This window comes from Arthrobacter sp. ov407 (genome assembly GCF_900102895.1).
In the GTDB taxonomy this organism is placed as follows: domain Bacteria; phylum Actinomycetota; class Actinomycetes; order Actinomycetales; family Micrococcaceae; genus Arthrobacter.
In genome coordinates this window covers 82,284-101,721 of record NZ_FNGD01000008.1, presented here as the reverse complement: position 1 = coordinate 101,721, position 19,438 = coordinate 82,284, and the positions used below count along the sequence as shown (strand labels likewise).

Sequence of the window (19,438 nt, the reverse complement as noted above, 5' to 3'; positions counted from 1 at the left end):
GTCTCATGGGTCACACGCCTGGGCTCAGCGCCGGGCATCGAGCGAGTGCACCATGGCCTGGACCAGCGACTCCTGCAGCCAGGTGGTGAAGTTGTACACCAGTGCCAGGTAGCTTTCCACGTCCTCGGCCTGGGCCCAGTCCTGCATGAGGTGAACGTTGTCGGCGTCGGCGTCGTCACGGATGTCGAGGCGTTCGGCCAGCACCAGCCGGACATCGTTGAGCGCGGTGGCCCAGTGCCGGGCGTCGTCCGGGGTCAGGATGAGGTTGTCCCGGTCCAGGCTCAGGGCGGCCGCCTTCAGCGCGCCGATCTTGTTTTCGCGCAGCGACCGCTCGGTGTACCGGCGGAACTCAAGGGAGGCGTCGTCGTCGTTCTTCATCACGTTCGGCAACAGCCGCCGCATGGCACGGTCCGAGGGTTCGCGGGCTTCGGTGTCCAGGCCCACCAGGGCGGCCAGCGGATCCTCGTTGGCGCGCTCCTCCGGCTCAAGCATGGAGATCACGTCGTCAAAGAGGCTGCGCAGCAGGTCCCGCTCGGCCGGCTCGAGGTGACCCCTGATGCCCTTGAGTCCGTACTTGAATGCCTTAGCCACGTTTTCCCTTGCCTTTGCCGGAACCGCTGGCGTTGCCGCCCGTGGCCTTTTCCACCGTCGCCCAGAGGCCGTAGCCATGCATGGCGACGGCGTGCTGCTCCACCTGCTCCTTGCTGCCGTGCGCCACGATCGAGCGGCCCTTCTTGTGGACCTCCATCATGAGCTTGTTGGCCTTGGCCTCCGAATAGCCGAAATAGCTGCGGAACACGAAGCTCACGTAGCTCATCAGGTTCACGGGATCATTCCAGATCACGAGGTTCCAGGGGATGTCCGGGGCGGTCAGGACGTCGCCGGACGTCACTGTTCCGGTCTGGGTGCTCTCCCGCGTGTCGGGGCCGAGCGCAACGCTGAGGGTCATCTGTCCATTCTATGGGGATGCACACTAGAGTGAATTTGTGAGTACCTCCGCTGGCTGGGACCGTCCCCGCACGTCCCTGTACACCGACCATTACGAGCTGACCATGCTGCAGGGTGCTCTGCAGTCCGGCGCGGCCCACCGGAAATCGATCTTCGAGGCCTTTGCCCGGAGGCTGCCGGACGGGCGCCGCTACGGGATCGTGGCAGGCACCGGCCGCCTGCTGGAGGGGATCGCGAACTTCCGCTTCGGCGAGCCGGAACTGGACTACCTGCGCCGGACTAAAGTGGTCAACGACCAGACGCTGGAGTATCTGGCAGATTACAGCTTTTCCGGCGACATCTGGGGCTACCCGGAGGGCGAAGCCTACTTCCCGAACTCCCCCGTGCTGATCGTGGAGTCCACGTTCGCCGAGGCCTGCATCCTTGAGACGTACCTGCTCTCCGTGCTCAACCACGACTGCGCGATCGCCTCGGCCGCCTCCCGGATGATCTCCGCGGCCGGAACCCGCCCCTGCATCGAGATGGGGTCGCGCCGGACGCACGAGGAATCGGCGGCCGCCGCCGCCCGGGCCGCGGTCATTGCCGGGTTCGACAGCACCTCCAATCTGGAGGCCGGATTGCGCTACGGGCTGAAGACGGTGGGCACGGCCGCCCACTCCTTCACCCTCCTCCATGACACCGAGCGTGAGGCCTTCGAGGCCCAGATTGCCGCCTTCGGGCCGGACACGTCCCTCCTGGTGGACACGTACGACGTCGAAACGGCCGTCCGCACCGCCGTCGACCTCGCCGGGGACAAGCTGGGCGCTGTCCGGCTGGACTCCGGCGACCTCGTGGCCCAGGCCCAGTGGGTCCGGCAGCTGCTCGACGAGCTCGGCAACGACCACACCAAGATCGTGGTGACCTCAGACCTCGACGAGTTCGCCATCGCGGCGTTGGCGTCCGCTCCGGTGGACTCCTATGGTGTGGGCACCTCGCTGGTGACCGGTTCCGGCGCACCAACGGCGAGCATGGTCTACAAGCTCGTCAGCCGCACCGACGATGCCGGCGATTTCATCTCCGTCGCCAAGGCCGCCAAGAACAAAGCCAGCAAGGGCGGCCGGAAGTACGCGCTGCGCAAGCTCAACGAGCGCGGGACCGCCACCGCGGAAATCGTCGGCGTCGGCCACCACCCGGAGGACGACGGCAACGACCGTCCGCTGCTGGAGCAGTTCGTCAAGAACGGCGAGCTCCTGCCCGGGTGGACCGGCCCCGAGGGGGTCCAGCGCGCGCGCCGGCGCCACGCGGAGACCATGCGGGAGCTTCCCGCGGTGGTCAACCGGCTGCAGCGCGGCGAGGCGGCCATCCCCACCATCTACGAGGAGGACTAAATGTCCCGCGCCCTGATCATCGTTGACGTCCAAAACGATTTCTGTGAGGGCGGTGCCCTGCCCGTCCCCGGCGGGGCGGGCCTCGCCGGGGAGATCAGCGAGTACGTTGACGCACACCACGGCCAGTTTGACCACGTCCTGGCCACCCAGGACTGGCACATCGATCCCGGTGCGCATTTCTCGGAGGAACCTGATCTCGTGGACAGCTGGCCGCCGCACTGCGTGGCGGGCACCCGCGGAGCCGATCTGCACCCAGATCTCGATCCCGAACACATCCAGGCGTACTTCCGCAAGGGCCAGTTCGCCGCGGCGTACTCCGGCTTCGAAGGGCTCCTGGCCCCTGAAGACGACGTCCCCACCGGGGACCGCAAGCCCGGCGCCATGCCCGTTTCCGGCACCGGTTCCGACACCGAAAACTCAGTGAGTCCCTTCGCCGCTGACGAGGACGCGATCGGACTGGACGACTGGCTGCAGAGCCACGACGTCGAGGACATCGTGGTGGTGGGGATCGCCACGGATTACTGCGTCAAGGCGACCGCCCTGGACGCAGTCCAGGCCGGCTACTCCGTCACGGTGCTGCGCGGTTTGACGGTCGGCATCGGCGAAGACCTGGATGACGCCGTGGCCGAGATGGAGCTCGGCGGCGTCGATGTCCTCTGAGCGCCAACGCCCCCGCCCGGGGAGCCGGGTGGGCCTTAACGGCTGGCGGGAAAAGGCCGCCGCCGCAGTAGACTCGAAATCCTTGCCCTATCGCCAGTCTTGCAATATTGACCGACCCGTAGAACCCCGGAGTACACCATGAAGAAGACCCTGACCGTTCTGATTGCCGCCGGAGCGCTGCTCGGCGCGGCCGGCTGCTCGGCCACGCCGCAGCTGACCAACGAGGAAACCTGCGCCCGGGTCAAGACCGTCGTCTCCGCTCAGTCGGCCACGTCGGACAAGGCCGGCATGACCAGGGTCGCCAACCAGCTGCGGCCCATCAAGGCGGCGGCCTCCGAGGACCTGCGGGATCCGCTGCAGACCATCATCGAATACTTTGACGAGGCGGCCAAGCCCACCCCGGACACCGCCAAGCTCGAGGACATGAAGGCCGACTACAGCGCGGCAGGACAGACCTACGGCCAGGTCTGCGGCACGGGGCAGTAACCAAACCGCGGCCATCCGCGCGGCTGCTGCAGCAGAAATTGTTCAGTAAGTGCCGCCTTGTCATGCCAGCGTGCTGGAATTCGATTCCTAACTGGACCGGAGCCATCGGTCCGTTTTCCCATGATCTGCTCGGCGCCGGGCGGAAGGTGTCTGTCAGATCCCCACCGGCGGGACGGAGGGTCAGTCGTGGGCGGGTTCGCCGGTGACTTTGTGGTCGGCGTGGTTCAGGCCTTCCATGACCAGTCGGGTCAGGTGTCCGTCGGCGATGCTGTAGACGACGCGGCGGCTGTGCTTCCGGGTGGTGACGAGTCCGCTGAAGCGCAGTTTGGCCAGGTGCTGGCTGACGGAGGTCCGGGATGCCCCGGTCTGCTCCACTAGGGAACTCACGTCTGAGGGTTCCTGGGCGAGGAGCCAGAGGAGGTGGAGCCGGGTGGGGTCCGAGAGCATCCTGAAGGTCGAAGTGGCCGCGTCCAGCCGGCGGGCATCCGGTGCGTCGGGGTGGTGGAGACTCGCGGCCGGGATGCGTTGGGAGTTGTCCACCGTTCACCCCTTCATGGTTTCCAGCACAGGACCGGTCCTGGCCGCGGCGGGCCAGAATTTCAGCGCCGCCACAGTACTGATTGTAGCGACTGCGGCCAGGACGGCGGCGGCCACGGGCTGGCCGGCGGCGGCGCCGATCCAGCCTGCGATGGGGTAGGTGATCATGAAGCAGGCGTGGGAGAGGGAAAACTGCGCGGTGAAGATGTAGGAGCGGGTATTGTCCGTCGCGGCGCGGCGAAGAAGCCGCGCCGAGGGGGTGTTGATCATCGATGTTCCGGCCCCGAGTACCACCCAGAGGCACGGCAGGAGCGGCCAGGTGCCCGGCACCGCGAGCACCGCGAACGCCCCGATCAGGCCGAGGGAAAGCAGAACGGCTCCGATCCGCATGAAAGGGCGGTCCGGGATCCTGTCCAGGATCTTCGGGGCGGTGAGGGCGACGATCATGGATCCGGCGCCGAAGCAGGCCAGGGCGATCGCGACGTCGGCGTTGGACCCGCCGAACATGTCCCGTGCGTAGACGACGGTGTTGACCAGCACCAGGGCCGTCGCGGCTGCCACGGCCAGGTTCAGGGCCATCAAACCCCGCAATTCAGGTGTCCGGGCGAAGATCCGCGCACCCAGGGTGGTGCGGTGCCACAGCGAACCTTCCTGCTTCAGTGCGGGGGCTCCTGGCAGCCTGGTCGTGACCACTAGGGCCGCGGAGAACAGGAAGCCGGCCACGGTCCCGAGGAACAGCTCGTGGAAGGACAGCACGGTCAGCAATGCTGCGGCCAGCGCCGGGCTGAGCAAGGATTCCAGGTCATACGCCAGCCGCGAGAGCGACAATGCCCTGGTGTAGTGCCGTTCATCGGGCAGCACCACCGGGATCAGGGACTGGAACGCCGGCGTGAACGTCGCCGAGGCGCTCTGCAGGACAAACACCAGCACGTAGATCTGCCAGGCCTGGTCCACGATCGGCAGCATCAGCGCGATGCCGGCACGGATCAGGTCCGCGCCGACCAGCACCGCCTTCTTCGGCAGCCGCTCCACCAGGGCCGCCATCAGCGGGGCAACGAAGACATAGGCGAGCATCTTGATGGTCAACGCCGTTCCCAGCACCGCCCCGGCCTGGCCGCCCGCCAGATCGAACGCCAGCAGCCCGAGGGCGACCGTCAGCAGCCCGGTGCCGAGCAGGGCCACGACCTGTGCCGAAAACAGCTTGCGGTAGGCCGGAACGGCCAGGACTTCAATCAACGGGACTCCTCTGGACCAGCACCACAAATCAATAAGTGCTTACGTATGCACTTGTTAGACTAGTGCAGATCAGAGACCCTCGCACACGCTCAATGACGTGCCGGCGGCTACTTCCTGCCGATGAACCAGTCCTGCAGCTTCCGCAGGCGGGTCTGCAGCTGCGCCTCGTTGGCCTGCGCAACGGCCGGGCCGCCGCAGACGGTCCGGAGTTTGGTGTGGACGACGCCGTGCGGGGTCCCGGTGCGGGCTGACCAGGCCGCCACGTTTTTGGCCAGCTCGGTGCGCAGGTCCATGAGCATCCGGTGATCCGGCATGGCCGGGGCTGCCGCAGGTACGGCGTCCGCCTGCGGGGAGCGCTTGTTCTTCCGGTTCAGCTGTTCGTGCTGGCGCTGGCGCAACAGCGTGCCGACCTGTTCAGCGTCCAGCAGGCCGGGGATTCCGAGGAAGTCGAGCTCGTCCTCCGAGCCCACCTCCCCGCCGGTGCCGAACTCGCCGCCGTCGAAGAGCACCCGGTCAAAGGACGCCTGGGAGTCGAGTGCCTCGAACTTGCCCTTCATCAGGGAGTCGGAGGCCTTCTCCTCCCTGTTCGCCTCGTCCATGAGCGAGTCCTCAGGATTGAAGAGACCGTCGCTGTCTTCCTTCTCCGGCCGGTCCAGGGCGTGGTCGCGCTCGGCCTCCATCGAGTTGGCCAGCGCCATCAGCTGCGGCACCGAAGGCAGGAAGACCGACGCCGTCTCGCCGCGCTTGCGGGCACGCACGAAGCGCCCCACCGCCTGGGCGAAGAACAGCGGAGTGGAGGTCGAGGTGGCATAAACGCCGACGGACAGCCGCGGAACGTCCACGCCTTCGGAGACCATCCGGACAGCCACCATCCAGCGCTTCTCGCTGGCGGTGAATTCCTCGATCTTGCTGGAGGCCTTGGCATCGTCGGAGAGGATGACGGTGGGCGATTCGCCGGTGATCTTCTTCAGCTGGCCGGCGTACGCGCGGGCGTCGTCATGGTCGGTGGCGATGACCAGGCCGCCTGCATCCGGGACGCTGCGCCGGACTTCGCTGAGGCGTTTGTCCGCGCCGGCAAGGACGGCGGGGATCCATTCGCCGGCCGGGTTCAGCGCGGTGCGCCAGGCCTGCGAGGTGATGTCTTTCGTGACGGCCGACTCTCCGAGCGAGGCGGCCATTTCGTCCCCGGCGCTCGTGCGCCAGCGCATTTGGCCCGAGTACGCCATGAACATGACCGGGCGGACCACATGGTCGCGCAGCGCCTTGCCGTAGCCGTAGGTGTAGTCGGCCTTGGAGCGCCGGATCCCGTCGCGGTCCTCGGCATATTCCACGAACGGGATGGGCGACGTGTCGGAGCGGAACGGGGTACCGGTCAGGGACAGCCGGCGGGCCGCGGGGTCGAACGCCTCGCGGAGGCCGTCGCCCCAGGACAGCGCCTCGCCGCCGTGGTGGATTTCGTCCAGGATCACCAGCGTGCGGGCGGCCTCGGTCTTGGCCCGGTGCAGCATGGGCTTGCTGGCCACCTGGGCGTAGGTCACGGCGACGCCGATGAACCCGCGGCCGTGCTGGCCGTCGGCGTTCTTGAAGTTCGGGTCGATCGCGATACCTACGCGGGCCGCGGCGTCGGCCCACTGGCGCTTCAGGTGGTCGGTGGGGGCCACGATGGTCACGCGGTTGACCACACCGGAATCGATGAGCATGGACGCCACACGCAGGGCGAACGTGGTCTTACCCGCGCCGGGGGTCGCGACAGCAAGGAAATCCTTGGGATGGAGGCTGAAGTAGCTGTCCAGCGCCTCCTGCTGCCAGGCGCGCAGTTTGGGGGCGGTGCCCCAGGCAGCCCGCTCGGGATAGGCGGGGGGAAGCGTGGGTCCGCCGAAAAGTGTCTCTGTCATTGAGGCGCCCTCCAACCGCGCATGGCTCCAGCCGACGGAGAAACCCAATTAAGCACAAAAACACCAATCTTTTTCGGATGGACCGTAGGGCGGAACCCCGCACAGGGCAGTGCCCGGACAACATGGACCGGCAAGCAGGAGAGCAGGACAGCAGGGAACAGGAACAGGGGAACTGCAGAACAGGAAATTCGGCGCGCAACGGCGCAGTGCCATAAAGAGCAGCCCCATAAAGAAACGCCGCCCAGTGACGGCTAACGGAACCTGTTTGTTCCGTTAATTGCCGTTACTTGTCGCCGGAGCCCTTGCCGCCGTCGTTCCCGGGGCGCAGGCCCTCGTAGACTTCCTTGCATTCAGGGCAGACGGGGAACTTCTGCGGGTCCCGGCCCGGTGTCCAGACCTTGCCGCAGAGCGCGATGACCGGGTCACCGCTCAGCGCGGATTCCATGATCTTTTCCTTGCGCACGTAGTGCGAGAAGCGCTCCCGGTCACCGGGCTCAACTTCCTGGCGCAGTTCTTCGCGCTCGATCGTGGCCGTTGACGTCCCGGCTCCGGAGAGCTCCCGCATCGGATCGTTTTCGAGAGGATCGGTCATGCTAGTCATGACACCCATCTTAGCCGTTGGAAGTCCGCCGCCGGACCTTTGGGATGCCGGCGCCGGAGCCTAAAGGCCCTGCCAGGCAGGTTTGTGGTCATAGCTGTGGCGGTAGTAATCCGCCAGCCGGAGCGACGACGCCGCCGCTTCGTCCAGGAGGATGGTGGCGTGCGGGTGCAGCTGCAGCACGGAGGCCGCACAGATAGCGGCGACGGGGCCCTCCGCGAGATCCCGGACGGCCTGGGCCTTTTGCGCACCGGTGGCGACCAGGATGACGTGGCGGGCATCCAGGATGGTGCCGAGGCCTTGGGTCAGGACGTGGTGCGGCACGTCGGCCAGGCTGCCGAAAAACCGTGCGTTGTCCCGGCGTGTCTGCTCAATCAGGGTCTTGATCCGCGTCCGGGACGCCAGCGACGAGCCCGGTTCGTTGAACCCGATGTGACCGTCCGTTCCGACGCCGAGGAGCTGCAGGTCCATTCCCCCGGCATCGCGGATGGCGTCTTCATAGGCCCGGCAGGCCGCCGGGATGTCCGCCGCGGCGCCGTCGGGCAGGTGGACGTTGGCCGGGCTGATGTTCACGCGTGCGGTGAATTCGCGCGCGATCACCTGGCGGTAGGACTCCGGGTGGCCGGCGGGCAGTCCCACGTATTCGTCCAGGGCGAAGGCGCGGGCCTGGCTGAAGTCCAGGCCGTCGCGCTCATGCCGCAGGGCCAGCTCGCCGTAGATCGGCAGCGGCGTGGACCCGGTCGCCAGGCCCAGCACGGCGTCGGGCTTGCGGCGAAGCAGGGCCTCCACCGCATCCGCCGCCAGTGCTGCGATCTGCCTGCGGCCGGGAAGGATGACAACTTCCATGATCCTGCCTTTACTGGCCTACCTGGTGTTCGGGAATGCGCACTCCCAGCATGCACCCGTCAGCGGTTGACGGCCAGTTGTGCCAGCAACTCCGGCCCCCGCCGGTCCAGCCATGCTCCGCCGGCCCGCACGCCGGCGGCGAACAGCGCGAGGCCCAGCACGGGTCCGAGGACCAGCGTGACCCAGCCCGGCACGGGGCTGCCGGTGATGAACTGCGCGGCCACGAGCGCCACTTCGGGCGCCACCAGGACCATGAGGACGGCCATGCCGCCGAACTGCACGGCGAGGGTCTGGGCCACATTGCCCGGCGGTTTCTTGAACGGGCTGTCTCCCGGCAGCGGGACGCTCACGGTGTAGCGCGCCGAGATCACCGAGGCCAGGCCCAGGCCGGTGAAGAGGACGCCGAGCGAGAGGCCAAGGACCGCGGGCAGCTTGTCCCAGTCGCCGGTGAAGAAGAACGGTCCGACGCTGAAGATGAGCACCACGGGCAGCGCGAAGCTCATGCACGCCAGTGCCCGGCCGAGCCGGTCGTCGGCGCCGCGCACACCGGTGGCCACATGCAGGGCGAAGGCAGTGCTGTCATAGGAAACGTCCGTGGAGATCGACCAGGCCAGGAGGAACGCCGTCAACGGCCCGACAAACTGGAACGGGCCGTAGAACCCGCTCTGGCTGCCCTGGAACAGGAACAGCACCGGCAGAAGCGGAACCACCACGAGCGCGCCGGCGTAGCGGGGATCACGCAGCCAGTAGTACAGGGACCTCGCGGCGACGGCGGCGGCCGGTGTCGCCGGGAGCAGCCTGAACAGGCCCGCGCCGCCGGTCCGCCGCTTGGATGTTCCGGCGTAGGGCGGGGTCACCAGGGCGCGCTGCAACAAGACCTTCCACGCCAGGGCAAGGCCCGCCAGTGTGGCCACGGCGATGAGGAATTTCACGGCCGCGGCCGCGTAGTTGCCGGCGGCGAGCTCGCCGCCGAGCGCGAAGGCCGCCCCGGCCGGCGTCCAGGACAGCATCCGGGCCAGGCCGACCAGGAAATCGCCCGAACCCGCGATGCCCCGCGCGATGCCGGCCACAATGGGGCCGGTGAGCACGAGCGGAATGAGGAAGGCCACGGCGCTGATGTCCTTGAAGCGCCGGGAGCTTGCCAGGCCGGCGGTAGCCGTGGTCACGACCTTGGAGAGCACAACGCAGCTCAGCACGCCCAGCACGGCACCCACGAGGGCGCCGGCCGCGGCCGGCAGGCTGCGGGACCAGGTACCCACGGTCGCAAGCGCAACGAGCGAGGTTGCGAGGCCCGGAATGCCGATCAGGCCGCCCAGCGCCAGCCCTGCCAGCAGCTGCGGCATGGGCACGGCGAAGGTAGTGAAACGGGCAGGGTCCAGGGTCATGTCCGCGGCGGAGACCGCGACGGGGATGATGGCCCAGCCCAGCAGTGCCGTCGCGCCGCCCAGAACCACCACGGTCTGGGCAAGTTCGACCTCCTGGCCGCGCAGGACGAACAGCCCGGCCACACAAACGCCCACGATTCCCAAGGCATACAGGGTGCCGATCCCGAGGCCTACAAGCTGCCAGGGGCTGCGCCGGACGCTGTTGCGCAGCAGGGTCAGCTTGAGCCTCAGAAGGTGCGCAACCATTCCAGCCCTTCCGTGTGGTTCCGGCCGCCAACGAGCTGCACGAAGCGGTCCTCGAGGCTGGCCCCGGCACGGACCTCCTCCACGGTTCCGGCGGCGAGGACCCGGCCGCCGGCGACGACGGCGACGTGGTCGCACATGCGCTGGACCAGGTCCATGACGTGGCTGGAGACGATCACCGTTCCGCCCGAGGCAACATAGCGGTCCAGGATGTCGCGGATGTTCGCCGCGGAGATGGGATCCACCGATTCGAACGGCTCGTCGAGGACCAGTAGCCGTGGTGCGTGGATCAACGCCGAGGCCAGCGCGATCTTCTTGGTCATGCCGGCGGAGTAGTCCACCACCAGCGTGCCGGCGTCACTGCCCAGGTCCAGTGCTGCGAGCAGCTCCGCAACCCGCGACGCCACCATCTCCCGGTCCATCCCGCGCAGCAGGCCGGCGTAGGTGACCAGCTGCTCGCCGCTCAGGCGGTCGAAAAGCCGGACGCCGTCGGGCAGGATCCCCATCAGCTTCTTGGCCTCCAGCGGATGCTGCCAGACGTCGACGCCGTGGACCAGCGCGGTCCCGAAATCGGGGCGCAGCAGGCCGGTTGCCATGGACAAAGTGGTGGTCTTGCCGGCGCCGTTGGGGCCGACCACCCCGTAGAAAGAGCCGGCCGGAACATCCAAGCTGATGCCATCGACGGCGATTTTGTCGCCGAAGCGCTTGGCGAGGCCGAGCAGGGACAGGGCAGGAACCGGCGAAGACGTGCCGGGCGGCACCGGGGGCTGGAATGTCATGACGCCAGACTAACGCTCCGCCGGCGCCAAAAGGATCGTCCGCAAGACTGAGTTTTCCTCGCGGTTCCCGCGCCGGGAACCGGCTCCGCGACCGGGCGTGCTAGAACAAATGCCGGGGTATGGCGCGCTCGTACTGCGGCGGCCACGCAAGGTCATGGCCGAGCTCGAACGCGGCGCGCAGCCACCAGTGCGGGTCCCGCAGCGCGGCACGGGCTATGAACACGCCATCGGCCTGGCCGGTGGCCACCGCGTGCTCGGCCTGCCCGGCCGAGGTCAAGAGTCCCACGGTACCGGTCCTGACTCCGGCTTCGCGCCGGATCCGGGCGGAGAACCCGGTCTGGTAGCCGGGGCCAACGGGAATCTGCTGGTGGGCAACGGCCCCGCCGCTGGAAACGTCCACCAGGTCCACTCCGCGCTCCGCGGCGGCGCCGGCCATCCGGACCGAGGCCTCGACCTCGATCCCGCCCGGCGCCCAGTCCGCGGCCGAGATCCGCAGCAACAGGGGCATGGAGTCCGGGATGACCGCGCGGACGGCGTCCACCACGGCAAGCGTCAGCCTGTTCCGGCCCGTCTCGTCCCCGCCCCAGCGATCCGTGCGGTCGTTGACCAGCGGGCTCTGGAACTGGTGCAGCAGGTAGCCGTGGGCGCCATGGATTTCGATCGTGTCGAACCCGGCGTCGACGGCCCGCACTGCGGCGGCGGCAAAATCGGCGATCACGCCGTCAATCTGCGCTTCGGTCATGGCCGACGGCGGCGCGTAACCGTCGAACGCGCCGGTGCCGGGACCCACGGTGTCCCAGCCGCCCTCGGATGCCGGCACGCTGCCCGTCTTGCCGGAGAAGGGCCAGTAGGACGACGCCTTCCGGCCCGCGTGCGCCAGCTGCGTACCGATCTTGGTCTCCGCGGTGCCGTGGCGGTGCACGAAGGAGGTGATGCGTTCCCAGGCCGCGGCCTGGTCGTCGTTGTAAAGGCCTGCGTCGCGGGGGCTGATCCTGCCCGCGGCGTTCACGGAGTTGGCCTCCGTGAGGATGAGCGCCGCTCCCCCGGTGGCGAAGGAGCCCAGGTGCATGAGGTGCCAGTCGGTGGGCACGCCCTCGCCCGTCTCAGGCTCGCAGCTGTACTGGCACATCGGGGACACCCAGCCACGGTGTTGCAGCCGCAGGGACCTCAGGTCCAGCGGCGCGAAAAGTGCCGATCCCACTAGAACAGCACCCGGGCCAGTCCCTGGCGGGCCTTGGCGACACGCTCGTCACCGGAGCCGACGACATCAAAGAGTTCCAGCAGCCGGACCCGGGCGGTCTCCCGTTCCGGGCCGAAGTTCCGGCCAATGAACGTCACGATCCGGCCGAGGCCGTCCTCGATGTGGCCGCCGGCGATGTCGAGGTCCGCAACGCCGAGCTGGGCCTCGAGGTTGTCCGGCTCGTCGGCGGCGAGCCGGCGGAGGGCATCTGCCTCGGGCCCGGAGAAGGACTGCAGGCGCCCCATGAGTTCCACCTGCGCCAGGCCGGCCTTGGCCTCTGCATCGGCGGGCATCTCATTCAGGGCCTGCCGGTAGGCGGCGGCCGCGGCCGCGTAGTCGCCGGCCTCGATCGCGTCGAACGCTGCCTGATGCAGCGGCGGCAGCGGCGGGGCTTCCGGTTCCCCGCTACCGGGACCGCCGGCGCCAATCTGTCCGGTCACGCCGTTGGCGGCCGCGACCTTGAGGAGTTCGTCGAACAGGCTGCGTACCTGCTGTTCGTCCGCGCCGCCCTGGAAGAGCGGAACGGGCTGGCCCTTGACGACGGCGACGGCGGTGGGAACGGCCTGGACCTGGAAGGCCTGGGCAAGTTCCGGGAAGACGTCGATGTCCGCGGCCCCGAGGACCAGCCTGCCCTCGTAGCTCTCGACGATGCCTTCGAGGACCTCCACCAGCTGGCCGGAGCCTGGCGAGTAGGAGGCCCAGAGGGCGATCACCACGGGCACCTGGGCCGAGAGCTCCACGAGATCCTGGAAGTTGCCCTCGGTCACGTCCACGCGCAGCGGCCGGCCGGAGCGGTCGGCGGCACCGGCTGCCGGTGCGGGGGCTCCAGCGGAGCCTGCCGGGCCGGGGGCCGCAGGTCCTGCACCGGACGGTGCCGGAGAGGACGGTGCCGGAGAGGACGATGCCGGCCTCTGTTTCAGGGCGGAGAGATCGACGGCGCCGCGCAGGTTCAGCGGGCTGGCGGCAACTGGCGGGACCGGGCGGGAAGCTGGCGTAGTCATAGCTCCACTCTAGCCAGTGATGTCCTGCCCGGCGCCACCGTGCCCGCCGGCGAAGGCTACTTGATAGCGGCGCCGACCAGGCCCCGGGTGGCGGCCACGAGCTTCATCGGATCCTTGGAACCGGCCGGCGGAACATAGACAGCCACCGACTCGGCGAACTTCAGCACCATGCCGGTGCTGGTTTCCTTGCCGCCGGCCAGGGCGGCCGCGTCCTCGCCGATCGTGAGCTTGTCGCCCTTGGCTTTCGGAGTGCCGTCGAAGGAGAAGTTCAGGCGTCCCATGACCAGTGCCCCGCCGTCGGCGGTGCGGAACACGACAGTGTTCTCGGGAGCCACCTTGTGCGTGAAGGCGAAGGCGCCGTTGACGCCTGACTTGACGACGTCGGCCTGGTAAGCGAGCGTGTCCGCGATGTACGGGGAGGACTGGCCCTCGACGAGTTTGCCCTTGAAGGCGGAGTCGGCCTTGGTCAGGCGGTCACCGAGGCCGGCGAGGGCTTCGTCGCCGCTGTACAGGAGTCCGGACTTGTCCGCGGATGCCAGCGTCTCCGTGCCGGCTCGCCCGATCGCCGGGAAGGTGGCACCGGGCTGCAGCGGGGTGCTGCTGACCAGCTTGTAGTTCTCCCGCGGGGAGGCCTGGGTCAGGGTCAGCAACTGCGGGACGACGTTGCCCTCGCCCTGCGTCACGGCCATGACGGAACGGGGCCAGCTGCGCTTGTTGGTGACCACCGTGGTCAGCAGCTTCATGGAACGGACGGGCATGCGGGCCTCATAGGAGCCGACCTGCGAGCGGATCTTGTAGTTCTGCTTGCGCACCTCGAGCTCGGACTTAGCCACCCGCGGCGCCAGCTTGGCGGCGTCCTTGGCGGCGTCTCCCGCATTGACAGCACCGGAAACCTGCTCCAGGACGCGACGGAACTGGGCGTCCAGCAGCACCGGCGCATCACCGGTCTGGTCCGCACTGGGACTGCCCGGGGTCGCATCGCTGGAGGCCGGCGCGCTGGGCGACGGAGCGGGTGTCTGGCTGGCCTGCGCGGCCACCGACGTTCCGGCGACGGCGGCGGCGGTCAGCACGGCCACCACGATGCCGGAACGGCGCACCGTGCCGGAGCCCTTCTTCTGTTCGGGCGCTGTTTTGACCGGCCCTGTTTTCTCGGACGTGGCCGGCTGCTGTGCGGTGTGAGGTGCTTCGGTGTCGGGTGCTTCGGCGTCGGGCGCGGCAGGCTGCTGCGTGATGGCCGTCGAACCCTGTCCCTCGCGGCGTGCCGCGGCCTTGGCCTGCGCGCGGCGGGCGAAGGAGCTGCCGCCGCCACCGCCGCCGGACCGGTTACCTGACTTCGGCTTGAGGACCAGCAGCGCCGCGCCGGCGATGATCAGCAGGCCGCCAAGCACCATGAGCGGAATGGCCCAGGGCGTGGACGTGTCGTTCTGGAACGTCATCGTGATGGAGCCCGGGGCGGGCTTGGTGCCGTCAGTGGCGAGGAGGAGGGACCAGTCGCCGTCGGCCGGCGCGTTCCACGAGTAGTTCATTTCACCGCTGGCGTTCTCGGTGGCGACCCAAAGGTCCGACCCGGCGGGCGAGGGCGCGGTAGCGGCGCCGTCGGTATGCGTCAGCTGCAGCGCTTTGCCGTCCTCCGAGACGCCGGCGACAGTATTGTGTGCCGTCTTGCCCACCCAGGCGTCGACGTCGTCCGGCCGCCCAGCGGCCAGCAAGAAGGCGCCCTCACCCTTGACTTGGATCTTCACGGTCCCGGGGTGCACCGTCCTCAGCTTCTCGTCGAAGACGGTCAGCGGCGCGGCGGTACCTGTCGGAGCGGTGGCCGTGATCGTCTCCGGAGGAGCCCAGAACGTCTTCTGGCCAATTCCGGCCAGCAGTGTCAGGAGGCCGAGCAGCACCAGGGCGACTGCAGTCTTGAAACGCAAAATACTACCAATCATCAGCGGACAGTTAGCTTCAATAGTAACCATTTTGTTACCCGCGAGTCAGATCGGCGGCCTGGCCCACCCCCGCCCGCGGCTCCCCCGCCGCGTCTCCGCCCGTGATCTGACAAGCCTGCTGATAGTGTTTGCGGTGATCATCACACCAGCGCCGCCTCAGTGGCGCCGCAGAGAAATAGGGCATTCAACGCAGTGACTGAACATACGGATTCGTCCTCCGCCGGACAAGAAGAAGCCCAGGAATCCGGCAGCGAGGAACGCGGCCCCGAAGAAACCGTCGCCAGCCACCGGCCCACAACGTCCCGCTCCCGGGTTGCCGCGGCGAATGTCCTTTTGTCGGCGGCCCGGCGCCTGCGTCAGCCCCTGCCGGGAGCCCAACCGAGAATCCGCTTCGAGATGCCGCCAGAGCATGAGGCCGAGAACGGGTCCGATGCGCCCTTCGGCAGTCCTGGTCCCCGGATGTCGGCCCAGCACCCCCTGTACATGGGCTTCATGGGTACGGTCGGCGTCGGCGTCGCGCTCCTGGTGTACTGGATCGGTTCGAACACGACGCAACTGCTCTTGTGGATCATCACGGCGCTCTTCATCACCCTGGGCCTGGACCCGGTGGTGCGCTGGCTCGAACACCGGAATGTCCCCCGTGCCGCCGGCATCCTCTTGTCCGTATCCACCCTGGCAGTGGCAGTCGCCGCATTTTTCGCCACCCTGATCCCCACGATCGTGCAGCAGGTAACGCAAATCGTGCAGCAGGCGCCCAAGTGGGTGCAGGATTTCATTGACTCGGAGTTCTTCCGGGGCATTGACAGCCAGTTCGGCATCAGGGACCGCATCGGCCAGGAGCTGGAAAAGTTCGTCAACAACCCGGAGGCCATGGGCGGCATCTTCGGCGGTGTTGTCGGCTTCGGCTCCACCCTGGCAAACGGGCTGTTCGGTGCGCTGATCGTGCTGGTCCTGAGCCTGTACTTCCTCGGCGCCCTTCCCGCCATGAAGAAGTGGGGCTACCGTCTCGCGCCGCGCTCGCGCCGGCCCCGGGTTGAAGCCCTGTCCGAGGAAATCACCGGTTCAGTGGGCAACTACGTGATCGGCCAGGCCGCCGTGGCAGTGCTGAACGCCACCTTCGCCTTCATCGTCATGTCGATCATCGGAGTGCCGTTCGCCACGCTGCTGGCATTCGTGGTGGCCCTGCTGGCGTTCATCCCGCTCGTGGGCGGCATGATTGCCGGGTTCCTGGTGACGCTCGTGGCACTGACCGCCGGCTGGCAGACGGCGCTTGTCTTTGCCATCTGCTACTTCGCCTACCTCCAGTTCGAGGCCTACTTCATCTCACCGCGGATCATGCAGAAGGCCGTGGCGGTGCCCGGGGCCGTCGCCGTCATCTCGGTGATCGCCGGCGGCAGCCTGCTCGGCGTGCTTGGCGCCTTGATCGCCATCCCCACAGCGGCGGCGATCCTGCTGCTGCTCAAGGAAATATTCATCGCGCGCCAGGACAGCCGCTGAACGGTTTTTGCGCCGAAAAGGGACAGCCGCACCGTGATTTGAACTGATCCAGTTCCACGGTGCGGCTGTCCTATTTCGGGGCATTTCCCGTTTCGGGGCCGGCGGCTCAGGTGTGCGCCGTGGCGACCGGCCCGTCCCATTCCTGCGGAAGCACAGTGCCGGCGCGGCCGGGGATGACCTCGTCCACGATCTCGTTGAGCACCCGTCCGGCGTACTTCTCCCCCACCCACAGGTGCTTGGCGCCGTCGACCCCCAATACCAGCGCCTGCGGTACCAGCGCGAACCTCGCGGCCGCAGCCGCCGGCTGCAGGTAGTCATCGTGTTCGGGGACCAGCACCTTCAGCGGTTTGCCCGCCTGCGCCCATTCCTTCAGGTGCACGTCCGTGGCCCGGTGCAGCGGCGGCGAGAGCAGGACAGCCCCCTCGATCTCCGAGGCGACGGGCTCAGCGGCGCCGTACATGAGGGCAAGCTCGGTGCCGAAGGACCAGCCCACGAGCCACCGGTTCGGCAAGCCCCGGTCCACGGCGAACTGCACGGCGGCCTCGACGTCGAGACGCTCGCCGATGCCTTCCTCGAAGTCTCCCCCGCTGGTCCCCCGCGGCGATGACGTGCCGCGGGTATTGAAGCGCAGCACGGCGATTCCGGCGAGGGCCGGGAGCCGGTAGGAAGCCTTGCGGTACACATGCGAATCCATGAAGCCGCCGTGCGTCGGCAGCGGGTGCAGCGTGATGAGTGTTGCCTTGATCTCGCCGGATTCCGGGAGGGCGAGCTCGCCCACCAGCCGGTGTCCGTCCGAGGTGCGGAGTTCGACGTTCTCGCGGTGGGCCGGAAGGACGGTGGAAGCGCGGATGGCAGTTGGCGCAGACGGCTGGGTGAAGACGTACGACGCGGGATCAAAGGTCATGCTGACCAGCTTAGCGATACCGATAGCTCCGGGAGGTCCAGCAGTTGGTATGCCAGTGGCGCCGCTCGGCGAGCCCCGCGGCCGCGCCAAAGAGGTGGTCCTCGGACCACACCACCAGGTGGGCGATCCCGGGCAGCACTGCGGTGGAGCAGCCCGGGCAGATGTAGGTCTTCTCGGCACGGCTCGCGGTGATGGAGCGGACCATCCATTCGCCGTCGGGCGCGCTTTCCCGGCGGGCGAAACCTGAGCGGGCCCGCTCCAGATCGAGCTCCGGCGCCGGGCCGTGCTTGGCTCCGGGGGTTTTGCTCTTTCCGGGCGCTGCGCTCTTGCCAGAGCCTGTCTTTGCAGTACCGGCGCGGCGGGGTCGGTTGGAACGGGGCATGCCTCCATTCTGCCCCAGCCAGGCTGCCACGCCTTGCGTCACCGCTGGCCCCAGCCCGGGGACTCCTGCGCAGACGGTAGAGTGGACCGGGTGCGTTTAGTCATAGCCCGCTGCTCCGTTGATTACGTCGGCCGCCTCAAAGCCCACCTTCCGCTGGCCACCAGGCTGTTGCTCGTCAAGGCCGATGGCTCGGTCCTGGTCCATTCAGACGGCGGATCCTACAAACCCCTGAACTGGATGAGCCCCCCTGCGTCCTTGCGGGTCTCCTCCCCGGATGAGGTCGACGTCGAGGTCGGCGTCGTCGAGCAGTGGACGGTCCAGTCGGCCAAGACCGATGACCGGCTCATCATCAATATCCATGAGCAGCTGCACGACACGTCCCACGAACTGGGCCAGGATCCCGGCCTGATCAAGGACGGCGTCGAGGCGGACCTCCAGCGGCTGCTGGCCGCCCAGATCGAACTGCTCGGCACCGGGTTCTCGCTGATCCGCCGCGAGTATTTCACCGCGATCGGCCCCGTGGACATCCTGGCCCGGGACGCGGATGGCGCAACCGTGGCCATTGAACTCAAGAGGCGCGGCGACATCGACGGCGTCGAGCAGCTCACCCGGTACCTGGAACTGCTGAATCGGGACCCGCTGCTGGCTCCGGTCCGGGGAATCTTCGCCGCCCAGCAGATCAAGCCGCAGGCCAAGGTCCTCGCCAAGGACCGCGGAATTGACTGCGTGACCCTGGACTACGACGCCATGCGCGGCGTGGACGACAGCGAATCCAGGCTCTTCTAAAGCTTCCTGCGGCAGCCTTTCCGCGGCGGCGATTCGCGTTAAGCGGTTCTTTGCACAAAATTTATGCATTTCTTCCGTTCGCCCGTTGACCTGACGCAAGTGTCATGAAATTCTTATACAAGTCTTTGTGTAGGTGTTATTCATGCTCGCAAGACATGTTGCGAGCGTGAAGCTCCTGCAGCCGCGGTCCGGGAATCCGGATTCGAAGCCAAAGGTTCTTCTCGCAGAGTGACCAAGTACGGTGCGAAGTGCGCCGGACTTATTCAAGATCCACAATGAGGAGAAACAAATGGCACAGGGAACCGTCAAGTGGTTCAACGCAGAAAAGGGCTTCGGCTTCATCACCCCGGATGACTCCGATGGCGATGTCTTCGTTCACTACTCCGAGATCCAGACCGGCGGCTTCAAGACCCTCGACGAGAACCAGCGTGTTCAGTTCGAGATCGGCCAGGGCGCCAAGGGTCCCCAGGCTACCGGCGTAACGCTGGTCTAGTCTCCCGTCGGGAAGTGCTTTAGGGCATTTCCGGCAACAAGAATGATCCCCGGCATTGACGCCGGGGATCATTTTTTTGCGCATTGTTGGACGCGGTGTTTCGCGTCCCCCCTTTCGGGCACGCCTCTTTTGGTCATGCGACATTGTTCATCCGAATTGCACGGCCGCACGAATGCCTTTTGCGGCAGGGCCCGGATCCGAGCCGGCGGCGCCGGGCAATT

The 19,438-nt window shown here is 67.6% G+C and carries 20 protein-coding genes; 6 read left to right on the top strand and 14 right to left on the bottom strand.

The genetic code is table 11. The features are described 5' to 3' along the window. Nucleotides 1-24 precede the first annotated feature (24 nt). Both BLS42_RS12030 and clpS read right to left on the bottom strand, forming a co-directional pair. The gene (locus tag BLS42_RS12030) at nt 25-591 is read right to left on the bottom strand and encodes a DUF2017 domain-containing protein (RefSeq protein WP_090581453.1); all 567 of its coding nucleotides are present in this window, start codon (nt 589-591) and stop codon (nt 25-27) included. Continuing rightward, the gene (gene clpS / locus BLS42_RS12025) at nt 584-949 is read right to left on the bottom strand and encodes an ATP-dependent Clp protease adapter ClpS (RefSeq protein WP_090581451.1); all 366 of its coding nucleotides are present in this window, start codon (nt 947-949) and stop codon (nt 584-586) included. The genes BLS42_RS12030 and clpS overlap by 8 nt, the downstream gene beginning before the upstream one ends. Before the next feature lie 37 nt (nt 950-986). On the opposite strand from clpS, the gene BLS42_RS12020 reads away from it, so the two are divergent. The 3 genes from BLS42_RS12020 to BLS42_RS12010 all read left to right on the top strand — a co-directional run bounded on the left by BLS42_RS12020 (nt 987) and on the right by BLS42_RS12010 (nt 3,461). Next, nucleotides 987-2,315 carry a nicotinate phosphoribosyltransferase gene (locus tag BLS42_RS12020; protein WP_256336433.1) on the top strand — a complete coding sequence of 443 codons (1,329 nt, stop codon included), beginning with the start codon at nt 987-989 and terminating at the stop codon, nt 2,313-2,315. Beyond that, nucleotides 2,316-2,975, top strand: coding sequence for an isochorismatase family protein (locus tag BLS42_RS12015; protein WP_090581449.1), 660 nt, complete (start codon nt 2,316-2,318; stop codon nt 2,973-2,975). A gap of 138 nt (nt 2,976-3,113) precedes the next feature. Further along, nucleotides 3,114-3,461, top strand: a complete 348-nt coding sequence (locus BLS42_RS12010) for a hypothetical protein (RefSeq protein WP_090581447.1) — start codon at nt 3,114-3,116, stop codon at nt 3,459-3,461. Nucleotides 3,462-3,641: 180 nt separating this feature from the next. Here the strand turns inward: BLS42_RS12010 and BLS42_RS12005 are convergent, their stop codons facing one another. The 10 genes from BLS42_RS12005 to BLS42_RS11960 form a co-directional block, all read right to left on the bottom strand. Next, nucleotides 3,642-4,001, bottom strand: a complete 360-nt coding sequence (locus BLS42_RS12005) for an ArsR/SmtB family transcription factor (RefSeq protein ID WP_256336432.1) — start codon at nt 3,999-4,001, stop codon at nt 3,642-3,644. Between the two features lie 3 nt (nt 4,002-4,004). Continuing rightward, nucleotides 4,005-5,234: an MFS transporter gene (locus BLS42_RS12000; RefSeq protein ID WP_090581446.1), complete on the bottom strand. Its 1,230-nt coding sequence runs from the start codon at nt 5,232-5,234 to the stop codon at nt 4,005-4,007. A 107-nt stretch (nt 5,235-5,341) separates the two neighbouring features. After that, a complete protein-coding gene (locus tag BLS42_RS11995; protein ID WP_090581443.1) occupies nt 5,342-7,129 on the bottom strand; it encodes a DEAD/DEAH box helicase in 1,788 nt (595 codons plus the stop codon). 283 nt (nt 7,130-7,412) lie between these two features. After that, nucleotides 7,413-7,730: a DUF3039 domain-containing protein gene (locus BLS42_RS11990; protein ID WP_371129562.1), complete on the bottom strand. Its 318-nt coding sequence runs from the start codon at nt 7,728-7,730 to the stop codon at nt 7,413-7,415. Between the two features lie 60 nt (nt 7,731-7,790). Further along, entirely contained in the window at nt 7,791-8,573 is a 783-nt protein-coding gene (gene nagB, locus BLS42_RS11985; protein WP_090581438.1) for a glucosamine-6-phosphate deaminase, read from the bottom strand. Between the two features lie 59 nt (nt 8,574-8,632). After that, nucleotides 8,633-10,204, bottom strand: coding sequence for a transporter (locus BLS42_RS11980; protein WP_090581436.1), 1,572 nt, complete (start codon nt 10,202-10,204; stop codon nt 8,633-8,635). Continuing rightward, nucleotides 10,186-10,980: an ABC transporter ATP-binding protein gene (locus BLS42_RS11975; protein ID WP_090581434.1), complete on the bottom strand. Its 795-nt coding sequence runs from the start codon at nt 10,978-10,980 to the stop codon at nt 10,186-10,188. The genes BLS42_RS11980 and BLS42_RS11975 overlap by 19 nt, the downstream gene beginning before the upstream one ends. Before the next feature lie 100 nt (nt 10,981-11,080). After that, a complete protein-coding gene (locus BLS42_RS11970; RefSeq protein ID WP_090581432.1) occupies nt 11,081-12,181 on the bottom strand; it encodes an NADH:flavin oxidoreductase/NADH oxidase in 1,101 nt (366 codons plus the stop codon). Then, nucleotides 12,181-13,221, bottom strand: coding sequence for a tetratricopeptide repeat protein (locus tag BLS42_RS11965; protein ID WP_090581430.1), 1,041 nt, complete (start codon nt 13,219-13,221; stop codon nt 12,181-12,183). The genes BLS42_RS11970 and BLS42_RS11965 overlap by 1 nt, the downstream gene beginning before the upstream one ends. Before the next feature lie 56 nt (nt 13,222-13,277). Next, nucleotides 13,278-15,155, bottom strand: coding sequence for a hypothetical protein (locus BLS42_RS11960; protein ID WP_176803369.1), 1,878 nt, complete (start codon nt 15,153-15,155; stop codon nt 13,278-13,280). A 333-nt stretch (nt 15,156-15,488) separates the two neighbouring features. Here BLS42_RS11960 and BLS42_RS11955 point away from each other — a divergent pair, with 333 nt between their 5' ends. After that, nucleotides 15,489-16,652, top strand: a complete 1,164-nt coding sequence (locus BLS42_RS11955; protein WP_256336446.1) for an AI-2E family transporter — start codon at nt 15,489-15,491, stop codon at nt 16,650-16,652. 106 nt (nt 16,653-16,758) lie between these two features. Here BLS42_RS11955 and BLS42_RS11950 read toward each other — a convergent pair whose 3' ends face one another. Both BLS42_RS11950 and BLS42_RS11945 read right to left on the bottom strand, forming a co-directional pair. Next, on the bottom strand, nt 16,759-17,556 hold the full coding sequence (locus tag BLS42_RS11950) for an alpha/beta hydrolase (RefSeq protein ID WP_090581422.1): 798 nt from the start codon (nt 17,554-17,556) through the stop codon (nt 16,759-16,761). A 10-nt stretch (nt 17,557-17,566) separates the two neighbouring features. After that, nucleotides 17,567-17,938 carry an ATP/GTP-binding protein gene (locus tag BLS42_RS11945; protein ID WP_090581421.1) on the bottom strand — a complete coding sequence of 124 codons (372 nt, stop codon included), beginning with the start codon at nt 17,936-17,938 and terminating at the stop codon, nt 17,567-17,569. A gap of 90 nt (nt 17,939-18,028) precedes the next feature. Here BLS42_RS11945 and nucS point away from each other — a divergent pair, with 90 nt between their 5' ends. Both nucS and BLS42_RS11935 read left to right on the top strand, forming a co-directional pair. Next, nucleotides 18,029-18,724, top strand: coding sequence for an endonuclease NucS (gene nucS, locus BLS42_RS11940; RefSeq protein ID WP_090581659.1), 696 nt, complete (start codon nt 18,029-18,031; stop codon nt 18,722-18,724). A 289-nt stretch (nt 18,725-19,013) separates the two neighbouring features. Next, complete coding sequence (locus BLS42_RS11935) at nt 19,014-19,217, top strand: cold-shock protein (protein ID WP_011692441.1); 204 nt, start codon at nt 19,014-19,016, stop codon at nt 19,215-19,217. Nucleotides 19,218-19,438 lie beyond the last annotated feature (221 nt).

Bases quoted from the DNA above. Each gene is read 5' to 3' on its own strand.
- clpS (WP_090581451.1), bottom strand. From the start codon at position 949: ATGACCCTCAGCGTTGCGCTCGGCCCCGACACGCGGGAGAGCACCCAG.
- BLS42_RS11935 (WP_011692441.1), top strand. From the start codon at position 19,014: ATGGCACAGGGAACCGTCAAGTGGTTCAACGCAGAAAAGGGCTTCGGC.
- BLS42_RS11975 (WP_090581434.1), bottom strand. From the start codon at position 10,980: ATGACATTCCAGCCCCCGGTGCCGCCCGGCACGTCTTCGCCGGTTCCT.
- BLS42_RS12010 (WP_090581447.1), top strand. From the start codon at position 3,114: ATGAAGAAGACCCTGACCGTTCTGATTGCCGCCGGAGCGCTGCTCGGC.
- nagB (WP_090581438.1), bottom strand. From the start codon at position 8,573: ATGGAAGTTGTCATCCTTCCCGGCCGCAGGCAGATCGCAGCACTGGCG.
- BLS42_RS11965 (WP_090581430.1), bottom strand. From the start codon at position 13,221: ATGACTACGCCAGCTTCCCGCCCGGTCCCGCCAGTTGCCGCCAGCCCG.
- BLS42_RS11960 (WP_176803369.1), bottom strand. From the start codon at position 15,155: ATGATTGGTAGTATTTTGCGTTTCAAGACTGCAGTCGCCCTGGTGCTG.
- BLS42_RS11980 (WP_090581436.1), bottom strand. From the start codon at position 10,204: ATGGTTGCGCACCTTCTGAGGCTCAAGCTGACCCTGCTGCGCAACAGC.
- BLS42_RS11950 (WP_090581422.1), bottom strand. From the start codon at position 17,556: ATGACCTTTGATCCCGCGTCGTACGTCTTCACCCAGCCGTCTGCGCCA.
- BLS42_RS11945 (WP_090581421.1), bottom strand. From the start codon at position 17,938: ATGCCCCGTTCCAACCGACCCCGCCGCGCCGGTACTGCAAAGACAGGC.
- BLS42_RS12015 (WP_090581449.1), top strand. From the start codon at position 2,316: ATGTCCCGCGCCCTGATCATCGTTGACGTCCAAAACGATTTCTGTGAG.
- BLS42_RS11995 (WP_090581443.1), bottom strand. From the start codon at position 7,129: ATGACAGAGACACTTTTCGGCGGACCCACGCTTCCCCCCGCCTATCCC.
- BLS42_RS11990 (WP_371129562.1), bottom strand. From the start codon at position 7,730: ATGACTAGCATGACCGATCCTCTCGAAAACGATCCGATGCGGGAGCTC.